Origin of the sequence: Hornefia butyriciproducens, from assembly GCF_009695915.1 — a bacterium.
GTDB classification, from domain to species: domain Bacteria; phylum Bacillota; class Clostridia; order Peptostreptococcales; family Anaerovoracaceae; genus Aminicella; species Aminicella butyriciproducens.
In genome coordinates, this window is the sequence record NZ_VUMZ01000001.1 from 454841 (window position 1) to 468229 (window position 13389).

12 protein-coding genes are annotated in these 13389 nt (G+C 53.2%); all 12 read right to left on the reverse strand.

The features are described 5' to 3' along the window. Window positions 1–27: 27 nt before the first annotated feature. The 12 genes from rlmD to FYJ64_RS02150 all read right to left on the reverse strand — a co-directional run bounded on the left by rlmD (window position 28) and on the right by FYJ64_RS02150 (window position 13290). Window positions 28–1515, reverse strand: coding sequence for a 23S rRNA (uracil(1939)-C(5))-methyltransferase RlmD (gene rlmD, locus FYJ64_RS02090; protein ID WP_154573583.1), 1488 nt, complete (start codon window positions 1513–1515; stop codon window positions 28–30). Window positions 1516–1741: 226 nt separating this feature from the next. Further along, a complete protein-coding gene (locus FYJ64_RS02095; protein WP_154573584.1) occupies window positions 1742–2440 on the reverse strand; it encodes a V-type ATP synthase subunit D in 699 nt (232 codons plus the stop codon). A gap of 3 nt (window positions 2441–2443) precedes the next feature. Then, window positions 2444–3841 (reverse strand): V-type ATP synthase subunit B, encoded by a 1398-nt coding sequence (locus tag FYJ64_RS02100; RefSeq protein ID WP_154573585.1) that lies wholly within the window; start codon window positions 3839–3841, stop codon window positions 2444–2446. Continuing rightward, window positions 3834–5612: a V-type ATP synthase subunit A gene (locus FYJ64_RS02105; RefSeq protein WP_154573586.1), complete on the reverse strand. Its 1779-nt coding sequence runs from the start codon at window positions 5610–5612 to the stop codon at window positions 3834–3836. Before FYJ64_RS02105 ends, FYJ64_RS02100 begins: the two co-directional genes overlap by 8 nt. After that, window positions 5612–5935 (reverse strand): V-type ATP synthase subunit F, encoded by a 324-nt coding sequence (locus tag FYJ64_RS02110; RefSeq protein WP_154573587.1) that lies wholly within the window; start codon window positions 5933–5935, stop codon window positions 5612–5614. Before FYJ64_RS02110 ends, FYJ64_RS02105 begins: the two co-directional genes overlap by 1 nt. Then, complete coding sequence (locus FYJ64_RS02115) at window positions 5928–6935, reverse strand: V-type ATPase subunit (RefSeq protein ID WP_154573588.1); 1008 nt, start codon at window positions 6933–6935, stop codon at window positions 5928–5930. The genes FYJ64_RS02110 and FYJ64_RS02115 overlap by 8 nt, the downstream gene beginning before the upstream one ends. 12 nt (window positions 6936–6947) lie before the next feature. Beyond that, window positions 6948–7532 carry a V-type ATP synthase subunit E gene (locus tag FYJ64_RS02120; RefSeq protein WP_154573589.1) on the reverse strand — a complete coding sequence of 195 codons (585 nt, stop codon included), beginning with the start codon at window positions 7530–7532 and terminating at the stop codon, window positions 6948–6950. A gap of 21 nt (window positions 7533–7553) precedes the next feature. Continuing rightward, window positions 7554–8024, reverse strand: coding sequence for a V-type ATP synthase subunit K (locus tag FYJ64_RS02125; RefSeq protein ID WP_154573590.1), 471 nt, complete (start codon window positions 8022–8024; stop codon window positions 7554–7556). Continuing rightward, window positions 8021–10012, reverse strand: a complete 1992-nt coding sequence (locus FYJ64_RS11705) for a V-type ATP synthase subunit I (RefSeq protein WP_206045504.1) — start codon at window positions 10010–10012, stop codon at window positions 8021–8023. Before FYJ64_RS11705 ends, FYJ64_RS02125 begins: the two co-directional genes overlap by 4 nt. Further along, window positions 9999–10391, reverse strand: a complete 393-nt coding sequence (locus FYJ64_RS02135; protein WP_154573592.1) for a V-type ATPase subunit subunit G family protein — start codon at window positions 10389–10391, stop codon at window positions 9999–10001. The genes FYJ64_RS11705 and FYJ64_RS02135 overlap by 14 nt, the downstream gene beginning before the upstream one ends. Before the next feature lie 288 nt (window positions 10392–10679). After that, entirely contained in the window at window positions 10680–10955 is a 276-nt protein-coding gene (locus FYJ64_RS02145) for a hypothetical protein (RefSeq protein ID WP_154573593.1), read from the reverse strand. Window positions 10956–11271: 316 nt separating this feature from the next. Next, window positions 11272–13290 (reverse strand): YhgE/Pip domain-containing protein, encoded by a 2019-nt coding sequence (locus FYJ64_RS02150; RefSeq protein WP_154573594.1) that lies wholly within the window; start codon window positions 13288–13290, stop codon window positions 11272–11274. Between the last annotated feature and the right edge of the window lie 99 nt (window positions 13291–13389).

Below are 13389 nucleotides of genomic sequence, written 5' to 3' on the forward strand. Positions count from 1 at the left end.
TTGAAATCAAGGCTTATACGCCCTTTTTCACTTAACCTTTGACATCAAACAGACCGTCTCCACGTGTCCGGTCCAGCAGAAAAGATCTGCGGGGGTCGCTTCTATGAACCGGTAGCCCTTCCCGTTCAGGTATTTCACATCCCGGGCCAGTGTGGCCGGATCACAGGATATGTAGACTATTCGGGAGGGCTCTGCCGCAGTCACGGCATCCAGAAGGCGTTCATCGCAGCCGGCGCGGGGAGGATCCAGAATCACGACATCTGCCTTTGTAACGCGAAGATCCTCATCGACCGGAGCCGAAGCTGCGAAATCAGCCGTATCGCCGCTGTTCCCCATCAGCCTGGGAAGCACAGATTCCGCCTTTCCGCATACATATCGTGCATTTACGATCCCATTGATTACCGCATTACGGTTAGCGTCCAGAACGGCACTTCTCTGTGATTCAATACCGATGACCTTTGTGCCCGCGAAAGCCTCCTCGTCACGCTTCCGTAGCTCATTCAAAAGCCACTGGCCGATGGTCCCGGCTCCGCAGTACAGATCCAGAATCGTCTCGCCGCCGGTCAGAGCCGCATACTCTGCCGCCTTATTGTAAAGTTTCACCATCTGTGCAGGATTTACCTGGTAGAATGACAGCGGAGAAATTTCATACCGCATACCGCCGAGTTCTTCATTAATAGTCGGGCGACCCGCAAGAACCTCGGTTTTGTCACCGAAAATTTCGCCGGGCTTTCCTTTATTGATGTTCAGAATAACGCTCTCAAGGCTGAAGGGCTCTTCGACGGCCTCGTCCAGCATCGCCACAAGCTTGGCGGCGTGGGGAATCCCCTTGCCGTTGATCACCAGAATCACCATGACCTCGCCGGTGCCGAACGCCGTACGGACGACCATATGCCGCATAAGGCCCTTTTCCCAGCGGGGATCGTAGCCGGTAATGTGATCCTGCCGCATGAACTCCCGCAGCGCTTCCGCCGCCGAGGCAACCGGTTCCGTCTGCAGGGCGCAGTCGGGACAGTCCGTCACCTCACGGCTTTTTCCGCGGTAAAAGCCAACCGCCGGTTCTCCGAGATTTTCAACAATCCCGCCCTTCCGCGTGATAATCCCGCCGGTTGAGACCGCCATCGACGCTTTGTTCCGGTAGCGCCAGGGGGACTCCGCCTCCAGAGCCGTCCGGATCAGAGGATCCCTCAGCCCCGCGATGCGGGTCAGCGCGTCCCGTACGTGCCGCTCCTTCAGCCTCAGCTGCGCGTCATAGGTAAGTCTGCCCATGGGGCATCCTCCGCAGCGGGAGTCCAGGGAACAAAAGCCTTCTGTCCTGTCTTCCGACGGTTCGTCAATACTGAGTAGCCGGGCGAGGGCATAACGTTTCTTCACCCGGAAGATCTCCGCCTGCACTGTATCACCCGGAAGCGCTCCTTTCACAAAGACGGTCAGGCCGTCTTCACTGTGTCCGATTCCGCTTCCGTCTGTAGTCATATCGTTTATCTGCAATCTGATTTTTTGTCCTTTATCCATGGTTTTTATTATAGCATGAAAACCACCCGTTCAACAGGTGGTTTTCCTCATTTCGTATCTCAGTGTATGTGCGGCTTGGCCCCGGCGTCGCGGTTTATATAAGGTTTCGCGCCGGCATCACCGCTCGTGAACCTGCCCCGGCGTAACCGCCCGTGAGGCTCCGCCGGTTCACGGCTTCGTAGCTGAGGACCGTATTTCTGCTGCCGAAGAGCTCCGCTGCCGGCCGCTACTGGCAAGATTCCACCATGCGCTCGATGGCGGCTTCGTCCTTCGCCTTTTTCTCGGCGATGGCTTCCTCCAGCATCATATCCTTGACCTTCATCAGTCTTGTCTGGTTGCCTCGTTCGTTTTCGTCCAGCTTCATCTGGATATATTTAATCGTGACCTGGAGTCGGGGAATCATGACGTATTCCAGCGCATTCACGCGTCGACGCGTCTTTTCCAGCTCAGCCGCAAGCAGAGCCGTCTCTTTCTCCTTGGCCGCGAGGTCCAGAAGCATCGGAAAAATATCCGACAGCTCGGAAATCGCATTGTCCAGTTCTCCTGAGGTCCTGGCGAATCCATAAGGGAAGATGTCGGCAGGATCCTCCGCCGTGGTTCTGAAATCGAAGACCGGCACATCCACACTCATGATGTTTCTGCTGCTGACCTGAAGCTCAACGCCCTGTTTCGGGAACATCAGAGATTCTTCCATAACCTCCTGACTCATGATGGAGCTCGCCACCGTGAAGTTTTTGTAAACATTCCCAAGGCGCTTCTCCACATCCTCCCGGAGACGCCCGTTTTCACGGGCGAGATCCAGAAATTCCTTCATCAGCTCGTCCCGCTTGTCCTTCAGAAGCTTGTGGCCGCGGACGGCTGTCTTCAGGCGCTTTTTCAACGAAGTCAGCATCATCCTTGTAGGATTGACATTCATTCGTTCCATCGCTTACTCCTTCGTTTCCGTTCCCTCGTTCTCCTTCAGGTATTTCTCGATCAGTTCATCCTTGATACGTTTCAGTTCGCCCTTCGGCAGAAGCCTCAGGAGTTCCCATCCGAGATTCAGCGTATCCTCAATGCTTCGGTCTGTATCGTATCCCTGGGACACATAGCGTTTCTCGAATTCCTCGCTGAACTTCGCATACATCAGGTCGACGTCCGTCAGAGCCGCTTCGCCCAGAATGGACATCAGTTCCAAACTTTCCTTGCCCTTTGAATAGGCGGCGAACAGCTGGTTCATTGTATCCGCATGATCCTCTCGGGTTTTCCCGACGCCGATTCCCTTGTCCTTCAGACGGGACAGCGACGGCAGAACGTCGATAGGCGGCTTGATTCCCTTCCTGTCCAGCTCACGGGACAGAATGATCTGTCCCTCTGTGATATATCCGGTCAAATCCGGAATCGGATGGGTGATATCATCCTCCGGCATCGTCAGAATCGGGATCATTGTAATGGAGCCGGGATAACCTTTTTTCCGTCCGGCTCTCTCGTACATCGTCGCGAGGTCGGTGTACAGATAGCCCGGGTAGCCGCGTCTGCCCGGAACCTCCTTGCGGGCGGCAGATACCTCACGGAGTGCCTCAGCGTAATTGGTGATATCCGTCAGAATGACCAGCACATGCATGTTCAGATCGAAAGCCAGGTATTCGGCCGCAGTCAGCGCCATACGCGGCGTGGCGATACGCTCTACCGCCGGGTCGTTGGCCAGATTCATGAACATGACAGTTCTGTCGATCGCTCCTGTTCTTCGGAAGTCGGAGGCGAAAAAGTCCGCCTCCTCATAAGTGATTCCGATCGCCGCAAAGACTACAGCGAAGTTTCCGGCATCGTCACCGAGGACCTTTGCCTGACGGGCAATCTGTGCAGCCAGATCCGCATGGGGAAGTCCGCTTCCCGAGAAAATCGGAAGTTTCTGTCCCCGGACCAGCGTGTTCAGGCCATCGATGGCAGATACGCCGGTCTGAATGAACTCCGCAGGGTAATCTCTGGCTGCCGGATTCATCGGAAGTCCGTTAATATCCATCTGTTTCTCTGCGATAATCTCCGGTCCGCCGTCCTTGGGACGCCCCATTCCATCGAATACACGGCCCAGCATCTCCGGTGAAACGGACAGCTGTGTTCCGTGCCCCAGGAACTTTACAGCACTCTCTTTCAGGTTGATTCCCGCAGAGCTTTCGAACAACTGAACTGTAGCGTCCCCGCCGTTAATTTCCAGCACCTTGCAGAGCCGGCGTTCTCCATTGGGCAGAATGATCTCTCCCAGTTCGTCATAGGTGACGCCTTCCACGTCCTGTACCATCATCAGAGGTCCGGCAACTTCAGATATCGTTCTGTATTCCTTAATCATCGTCTTCCGCCCCCTTATTTACTATATCAGTGATTTCCTTCTTCATCTCGGTCAAGATCTCCTCGTAGGACGAATCGATGTCCTTCTCCTCAATATACTTGAATCTGCCGATGGTCTCTCTGACCGGGACAGCGGCCAGCTGGTTAAACGGCGCTCCTTTGGAAACAGCGTCCACCGACTGATCATAGTATCCCAGAATCAGCTTCAGCAGTTTATACTGCTTGTTCATCGAGGAATATGTGTCCACATCGTGGAACGCGTTCTGGTGGAGGTAGTCCTCACGAATGGACTTGCAGGCCTCCAGTTTGACACGATCCTCGAAGGACAGCGCGTCCACTCCGACCAGCTGCACGATTTCGTTCAGTTCCGCTTCCTCCTGAAGCAGACGGATAGCCTGGTTCCGAAGAGCCGGGAAATCTTTTGCAACATTTTCCTCAAACCACGGCGTCAGACGGTCCACATAAAGCGAATAACTGGACAGCCAGTTGATCGCCGGGAAATGTCTGGCGTGGGCCAGCCCCGCATCCAGAGACCAGAACACCTTGACGATACGCAGTGTCGCCTGGGAAACAGGCTCCGAGATATCGCCGCCCGGAGGAGATACCGCTCCAATCGCGGAAAGCGCTCCGATCCGTCCGTCGCTGCCGAGAGCGACCACGCGTCCCGCTCTTTCATAAAACTGCGCCAGACGAGACGCCAGATAAGCAGGATATCCCTCTTCACCCGGCATTTCCTCAAGACGACCGGACATTTCTCGCAGAGCCTCCGCCCAGCGGGATGTGGAATCCGCCATAAGCGCCACCGAATATCCCATGTCGCGGAAATATTCCGCGATGGTAATTCCCGTGTAAATAGATGCCTCACGGGCGGCTACCGGCATATCGGACGTATTCGCGATCAGCACGGTTCTCTTCATCAATGATTCGCCGCTCCTCGGGTCCTTCAGTTCAGGGAATTCCATCAGTACATCAGTCATCTCGTTTCCGCGCTCACCGCAGCCGATATAGACGACGATGTCCGCGTCCGCCCATTTCGCCAGCTGATGCTGCACTACGGTTTTTCCGGAGCCGAACGGTCCGGGGACCGCGGCGACACCGCCCTTGGCGATGGGGAACAGCGTATCGATGACCCGCTGCCCTGTTACCAGCGGCATGTCCGGCACCATCTTCTCTTTGTACGGTCTGCCCCGGCGCACAGGCCACTTCTGCATCAGGCTGAGTTCTTCGATGCTTCCGTCATCTTTTTTAATTCTGCAGACTGTCTCATCGACGGTAAATGCTCCGCCTTCGACAGACTCCACAGTACCGCTTACTCCCCATGGAACCATGATCTTTTGTTCCACGATAACGGTTTCCTTAACGGTTCCGATGATGTCCCCCGGTCCGACGCGGTCGCCGGCCTTTGCGACAGGCACAAAATCCCATTTCTTTTCCCGGTTCAGCGCGGGAACCTGGATGCCTCGCTGAATGTTTGCCCCTTGCTGCTCGAACATGACCTCCAGCGGGCGCTGGATGCCGTCGTAAATGCTCTCGATCAGTCCGGGCCCCAGTTCGACAGAAAGCTGCGCTCCTGTTGAAACCACAGGTGCTCCCGGTCCGATTCCCGCCGTTTCTTCATATACCTGAATGGAGGCCATATCGCCTCTCATCTCAATGATCTCTCCGATCAGTCCAAGGTCACCTACGCGGACCACGTCGTACATATCCGCATCTTCCATACCAGACGCTACTACCAGTGGCCCCGATACTTTAACGATTGTTCCCTGACTCATTATCTATCACCTCCGAATAGTATGTCTGCGCCGACTGCGCGTTCCACCGATTTACGGACGTTGTTCAGTCCTGTACCGGACGGGCCGTCCTTATTGGGGATCGGTATGATGGCAGGCAGCCTTGAATCCTTGTATTTATCAATTTCTTTTTCCAACTGTACGGCAAGGCCTTCTGTGATGTAAATGATGGCGTATTCGCCTTCTGCCCATTTCCGCAGAGCCGCTTTCGCCTCCTCTGCCTTTTCGGTCGGAAACACGTCCAGACCGACTGCTTTGAATCCAAGCACAGAATCCCTGTCGCCGATGACTCCGATTTTATACATACGGTTCCCTCAATCTTTCACCTGTCTCCTCCGGCGATGCACCGACCAGAATCCCCGTCAGGACGATCCTCAGATTGTCGATCTCGACCTCCTTTGCCAACCAGTAGCCGGCGATAGGGACAATGCCGAAGGAAAGATATTTGGCTTTCTTGTTGTATTCCATCAGCGCGTCTTCCAGCATTTTCTCGAACAAAGTAAAGTCCCCTTCTTCTTTGATCATCCGGCCTCCCTCGGCCATCATATCCTTCAGACCATAGGGAATCAGCTTGTCCGCCACCTGGGAATAGGGTTCCTCCCAGCTCTGAATATAGAACTGTTCCTGGATATTTCCGCCGTCCAAATAAACCGTCTGAAAAAAGGACCACGCCTTGCCGATTTCTCTGAGCCGCACGAACGCCTTGAGGTTCAGGAGGTCGATCTGCAGTTTCACAATGCCGATCAGAAATTCCTCACCACTCTCCTCGGCCGCACGGAGCATGTCCCTGTAGCAGGCTTTGTCCATGATGATATCGATCATCTGGGGATCATGTCCCCTGCTGTAAAGGTCCATCGCCTCTTCAATGGCGTGCTTCATGTTGACGGGCATGAACATATAGTTCCGGTCCCGGATCATCGCCATCATTTTATTCCATTCTATATCGCCCGTCGACATCAGAAACGTGTCGTCCGGCGTGATTCCGAGAAGCTCTGATTTCAGGCAGACCTTCACATTATGGTAATCGTAGGGGTACAGGTACAGCGCAAGTTCTTTGCGCTCCGGCAATGTATTGTAGATCATATCGAACAGTTTGTTCTGTTCTCTTCTGATAAACGCTTCCACATCGCCTTCCTTGACCTCCGGCGATTCTCCGTAGCCAAATTCCTGAAGGAGGGCCTCTGCCGCGTCAAAATCCGTACAGTTCGCCAGTCTCATGAGGTCCTGACGCTTCATCAGATTCCGGACGTAGCAGCCAATGAACGCATCGGCAAAGATATAATCATTTTCTTTTCTTTTTGCCATGTTCCTCCGCTCCTATTCGCCAAACAGCACCTTTGCAACTTCTGCTGTCAGCTCGCCTTTCACCTCGTCCACAAGAGACTCGATACTGCCGCTGACATATACCTGTCCGTTTTTCAGGAGCACGCCGCCCCGGATCGGTTCTGTTTCGTCCGACACGGAAAAAGCGCCTCCCTCTGTTTCACGATTCAGCTTTTCTGCAAGCTGCGGTCCGACCTCCGCGGCGTCCTTCTCATTGAAGACGAGTTCGCCGCCGGTGCTCCCAGTGCTCTTCACAATACCGGCCAGGAACTCCACGTACCTGTCTTTGTCCATGGACGCAATCTGTCCGATAGCTCCGTCAAAGCAGTCCGCGATCATCTCCTGTTTCCTGGCCAGAATCAGCTTGCGTCCGTCTATGGCCGCAACCGCCTCGCGGCGGTTCACCGTTCTGACTTTGTCCGCGGCGCCACGTTCCCGCGCTTCGGAAACAACGGCTTCCGCCTTCTCTCTGGCCTCCGCGATGATTGCATCACTGCCGGAATCGGCTTCGCTGAGAATGGAGCCCGCAACGGTTTCCGCTTCACTCATGATCTTTGATGTAATCTTCTCTATGCCCATTTTGTCACTTCCTGTCAATCACTAAATTCCAAGGTTGAACAGCATCAGAATGGATACCAGCAATCCGAAAATCGCGTAGGTTTCCACCATCGCGGCATAAATGATTCCCTTCGCCATCTGATCAGGTCTCTTGCCCAGCAGCATGATGCCCGCCGCGGCAGCCTTGCCCTGCGCAATACCGGACCAGATTCCGATCAGCCCGATCGGCAGTGCGGATGCGAACACATACAGTCCCTGTGCCACGGAAAGATCCTGCATTCCGCCGCCCAGAAGTCCAATGCGGATGAAAATCAGGAAAGCCATCAGCAGACCATAGATTCCCTGTGTGCCCGGAAGTGCCTGCAGAATCAGCGTCTTACCGAATTTTTTCGGATCCTCCGCCAGTACACCTGCCGCAGCCTGTCCTGCGATACCAACACCCATTGCGCTTCCGATACCTGCCAGCGCTGCCACCGCGGCACCGATCAGTGCCCATACGTTACCTGTAATCATTTCATACCTCCGTCTGTATCATTTACTAATCTGACATATTTTGTATTTTTACGGAACGGGTCGAAGGGTTCTCCGCCGTCCTCATAGAATTTTCCAAAGAACTCAATGTACTGCAGTCTGCTAGCGTGTACAAAGGATCCCAGAGCATTGATCGCCATATTGAACACATGTCCGATGACTCCGACGATAATCATGGCGATGCAGCCCTTGAAACCTGTGCCCAGCATGGAGCCCAGCAGGTTGACCACATTGGCGATTACGCCGGTCGCGAGTCCCAGAGCCAGCAGTCTGGCGTAGGACAGAATATCGGAAATATATCCGGTAATGCCGTACAGCGCGCCCAGACCGCCGATTACCTTGCCGGCGCCTTTCTTCTTCCGTCCGCCGGTCAGCAGGACGATCACACAGCCCGCGATGCACACCCATTTCCCCGGGGCGACGAGCGCTGCGGAGATTGATCCTCCGCCAAGCCAGAGGCCGGCTCCGGCGATGATCATATACCAGGCGAACACATCGCAGAACGCGTCGAACAGGTGGCCTCTCCGTATCAGCATGTATGCATTGATCCCCATACCGATGAACAGATGCACCACGCCGAACAGCAGCGAGAAAATCAGCAGCTTCGTCGGATCCTCGATAGGATTGAACCAGATCGGATTCAGCGGAACCTTATGTCCGAACACCGTCTGCGTGAAGGTCGGCAGAAAGTCTCCGAACCATCCTCCGAACAGCGCTCCCCAGAATACAGTCGCAATGCCGCAGTACAGGAACATCCTGATCATCTTGAGGGTCATCCCCTCCAGATCATATTTGTGCAGCACCACCGCACAGAAGATGGTCATGACCAGACCGTAGCCCGCGTCTGACAGCATCAGTCCGAAGAACAATGCATAAAAGATCGCAAAGATGTCCGTCGGATCGAAACCTCTGTAATCCGGCAGGGAATACATCTCCGTAATTGCGGAGAACGGCGTTCCAAACCTGGTGTTGTGGATCAGAACCGGAACCTCCTCGTTCTCTTCCGGATCGCGATATTCGTAGCAGCATCCCTTCTCTTCCAGGACATCCTCCACGGATTTCCTGCATTCGGAAGGAATCCAGCCCTCCAGATTGAAAGTTCTCTTGGTTTTCAGCAGCCGGGATTTCACCTTCTCACGATCGCGCTGCATGACCAGCCGGTCCTGCAGGCACTGCATGCCGAACCGCATATCGTCGTGGGCGGTGATCTCCGCCTCAATCTCGGCGACCTGTCCTCTGGTCTCGGCAACCTCCCGGGTGATCCGCTCTGTGTTTTCCGTCACCGTACCCCGGAACTCCCGGAACGGTACAGGGGAATAGCCCCACTGCTTGAGCCTGGCAATGACGGCGTCCTGGTCTTCCTTCAGCGATATGATCACCAGGTAGATCATATCCTTGTCCCTGTTGATTTCGTGCAGGGACACGTATTCGCTGTCGTCTCCGATCGCCTTCCGGAGTCCGTCGATATCGACGGTAGACGGCACAACGCCCAGATCGATTCTGGTGCACTGCGTCTCGCTGATCTCCAGCGGCAGATCGTAGCTGACCCACGGCGTTAATGAGGCGAGCTCTGAATTCCTCTTGTTGATGATTTCCCTGCAGGAATGGAGTCTCTCGTTCAGTCCCATGATATAGTCGACATTCTGCGAGATCCGGTCCTTGTCCCTCATGATCTTTTCGAACTCCGACTTTTTCATGGCTTTTCTTGTAAAGAACAGCGGCGATTTGGCGGTACTGTACTTCTCGAGAAGCTCGATCGCTGTATCGACCCGGTTGATCTCCGCGTCCAGTGCGGCGACCTCATCTTCATTTCCGTCCCGGACACCCAGGCCGACCCAGTCTTCCTCCGCCAGCCGTGCCGACTGATCCGTTATCTCCACCATTCCCAGATCCATCAGTCTGGAAATCAGTTCTTCCTTCACCGTGTCAAGGCCAATGACAGCCAGTTTTTCCATTTTAGCGATTGACACTGGTGCTCACAATCCTTTCTACTATCAGACCGATAGCTTTTTCTTTATTCTTCTTCGCCGCTTCGACCAGCTGTGTACTGTCCGATTCTGCCTGCTTCATGGCGGCGGCGTACTTCTGGTCCGATTCCTCCTGTCCTTCCTTCATAAAGGCGTCGTAGATATCCTTCGCTTTAGTCTGCGCCTCCTCTGCGATCCTTCCGGCCTCCGCTTCTGCGTCTTCGATTCGTTTCCGAGCCTCCGTGCGCGCGTCCCGCTGCACCTGATCCGCCCGGTCTTCACACTCTTTTATCTTCGAGAGTTCCTCGACGAACACGCTGCTCACCTCCCTTTCATAAAATTCTTTAACACGTCTTCCTTTAACAAAATAAAATGCGCACAATTCTTAATCTATAGTATACTTTATTTCCCGCCAGGAATCAACGATAGTTATTAGTTTATCAAGAACAAATCACCCCATGTGATTTGTTGTTCGGCAACAAATATATGTACATTTTTTCAATTCTGTACGGGAACCGCGAGGCCGGAACAAAAAATACTTTGTACTTTGTACAAAGACCTCAAGAGAGAAGGCGGCGACTCCCGCGACGAGAGCAGCTGCCGCGAAGCGCCGCGCACAAAAAAAGGGAACTGCCGGCGTTCAGCAGTTCCCTCCGCAAAACTTGAAATTTCAGGACTCCTGCGGCATGCCTACGTAGTAGGCTCTGCCCTGATCGGTAACCGCATACCGGGTTCTGATCCGTCCTTCTCTGTCGAAATATTGATCCACTCCCGTCAGGATGCCGGTCTTCTGCAGCGTCTGCATGATGTCCTCGATGTTCCTCGCGTTACACTGTTTTTCCTGATACTCATTCTTCAGGCCTCTGCAGACATCGATGGATGTCAGCGGTCTGCCCAGGCTGACGGCATACTCTACAATCCGGAATTTAAATGGTAACTGCTGCATGACTACCCTCCTGTTCCAATTCCATGAAACAACGAATATATTCTGCTTCACACTGTTAGTACACCTCTCCTTATCTATAATATACACCAAATTCTGTTTTTGTACACAGGAATTAAAAAATTTATACAATATTTTAACCTATCTTTTACACATTGTATTTCTGCACGGTCTGCGATGCGCCGGAGAACACGGGAGTAAGCACGAAGAAATCCTGAATCCTATATGCTACGGCCTCTCTCTTTCTTCAGAAGCAAAACTTAACCAAATGAAAAAGCCCCGGCGTATTGAACGTCGGGGCTTTTTCATTTAGTTAGTATTATTTGGGAGAAACCTCATCCATCTTGTAGATGAAGGTTACTGATTTGTAAGTTTTTGTATTGCCGAAGCTGTTGTAGTCCTGCGCAGCCTTCTGGATGGCCTTGGCGTTGTCCACCACGTCCAGCAGATTGCTGGCGTTCAGCTTGTCAATCTCGCTCTTCGCTTTGTTCATAGCGCTGTCAACGCTCTTGTCCAGAGTCTTCGCGCCTTTTGCCAGCGCTGCCGCACCGGAGGCCAGCTCAGCCTCCTTGCTGCTGAAAGTCACTGTGCCGTTGTACAGCTGCATAGAGCCGGACGCCAGCTTGTTCACGCCGCTGACCAACTCTGTGCTTCCGCCCTGCAGAGCGACAACTCCGTCGTAAACCTCTTTAGAACCTTGACTTAACGATTGAGCTCCTTTGACTAAGTCGCCATCATCAGAAAGCGCATCTTTTACCTTGTTTACGCCTCCAGATACACTGTCTGCACCGGAAGCAACCGATTTAGCGCCAGCTTCAAGTTTGGAAATGTCCTTACTTTTCTCAATTCCATGCAGCACATCACTGACACCCTGAGTATACGACTTAACACCAGAATGATAGTTAGTCAAAGCATCCAACTGTTTCTTAGTCCCCTGCAAGTTCGCTTTCTCAACCTCTAGCTTCGCTTTGGCGGCAACTGCTTCTTTATAGGTATCCGAATCACTCTGCCCGGCGGCCTCTAATTTTTTTATTGCCGCGTCGTATTGAGAAATGCCGCTGTCCGCCTTACTAATCGCACTTCCGATCTGAGCGGCATAGTTTTCCTCAGTAATTGAAATATTATTCAATCCTGCGGCTTTCATCTGTTGGTTTACAGATGTAATAATTGTATCTACAACCTCATCTGTTCCCTTATTGATACTATCGTTATTTGCAGTGATTTCCTCTAGATTATCTGTGATCCCTGAAATAACCTGCGGAATGCCCTTCGATACGTCATTCGCGCCTTTACTGACATCGCTTGCCCCAGATGCCAGAACATTTACCTGTCCATGCATTTCTTTTAGCCCTGCGAGCAGAGCCGCGTTGCCGTCCGAGACCTGCTTAGAACCGGCAGCCAACTTGCTGACACCTCCCGCCAGTGCCGGCGTTTTGGACTTAAGCAGATTTGTTCCGCTCGCCACGTCCTTCGCACCGTTTTTAATAGTCTTGCTGGCTGCGGAAAGCTTTCCGGCTCCTGAAGCGACCTTATCCGCTCCGTTCGAGAGCTGACTCGTTCCATTTGCCAGCTTCTTCGCAGCACTCTTCACCTCATCCATTTTATCTTTAAGGTCTGAGGCATTGTTGACATCGGACATATCGATATCCTGGAACATTTCATCGGTAACTACAGAATAAGCATTCTCCACGTTATACTTTGTGGTATCGCACTCGATCGTGACGCTCTCCGGAATATCGATGTCCTTCGCGCCGGAATCCAGTTCTGACAGATTCAGGCTCAGGCTCTCGCTCAGTCCCGGTAGGGCGTATCCGACCACTGTGTTTCTGGTTCCGTCATCGATCACCTTGCCGTTATCGACGGACACGTTGGAGAAATCATCGTTGTCGAAGATGAAGGCTGTCATGACCGCGAACGGTACATAGACGTTGTTCCTTTTGATATTATTTGTATAGGTGATGTGAATTTTCACATGACCGCTTTCCCCCGCAAGGTCGGCAGGGGAGATGGCTTTTCCGTCCAGCGTGTAGGACACCTTCATGGTGACCGGCAGCTGCGCGTCGTCATAGCCTTTGTACTTCAGGTTACCCTCGTCGCTGACCACACGTTTATATTCGTTTCCGTTGGCCTTCTGCATGATGTAAACTGTCTCTTTTCCGTCGTTTCCGCCGGAGCTGTCCGTCGTCGAGACCTTGTTTGAACTGCTCTTGCCGCTCTTCTCCGAGGTCGCTCCAAAGGAGAAACTGTTCAGGCTGAAGAAGCAGACGACTGCGACGATCAGCGTTACCGCCAATGCAGCGGTGAGCCTTCCTCTCTCTGTGATTCCTTTCCCTTTCATTTTACTTACTCCTCCAATAATACTTACTTTTTATAACCTTTGAATTCCTCCGCGGCAGCGGTTACAAAAGAAACCCGCCGGGTTCCGCGAGGGAATCTC

Coding starts and splice junctions, on each gene's coding strand:
- rlmD (WP_154573583.1), bottom strand. CDS start 1,515: ATGGATAAAGGACAAAAAATCAGATTGCAGATAAACGATATGACTACA.
- FYJ64_RS02110 (WP_154573587.1), bottom strand. CDS start 5,935: ATGTATAAAATCGGAGTCATCGGCGACAGGGATTCTGTGCTTGGATTC.
- FYJ64_RS02095 (WP_154573584.1), bottom strand. CDS start 2,440: ATGGAACGAATGAATGTCAATCCTACAAGGATGATGCTGACTTCGTTG.
- FYJ64_RS02145 (WP_154573593.1), bottom strand. CDS start 10,955: ATGCAGCAGTTACCATTTAAATTCCGGATTGTAGAGTATGCCGTCAGC.
- FYJ64_RS02105 (WP_154573586.1), bottom strand. CDS start 5,612: ATGAGTCAGGGAACAATCGTTAAAGTATCGGGGCCACTGGTAGTAGCG.
- FYJ64_RS02120 (WP_154573589.1), bottom strand. CDS start 7,532: ATGGGCATAGAGAAGATTACATCAAAGATCATGAGTGAAGCGGAAACC.
- FYJ64_RS02115 (WP_154573588.1), bottom strand. CDS start 6,935: ATGGCAAAAAGAAAAGAAAATGATTATATCTTTGCCGATGCGTTCATT.
- FYJ64_RS02150 (WP_154573594.1), bottom strand. CDS start 13,290: ATGAAAGGGAAAGGAATCACAGAGAGAGGAAGGCTCACCGCTGCATTG.
- FYJ64_RS02100 (WP_154573585.1), bottom strand. CDS start 3,841: ATGATTAAGGAATACAGAACGATATCTGAAGTTGCCGGACCTCTGATG.
- FYJ64_RS02125 (WP_154573590.1), bottom strand. CDS start 8,024: ATGATTACAGGTAACGTATGGGCACTGATCGGTGCCGCGGTGGCAGCG.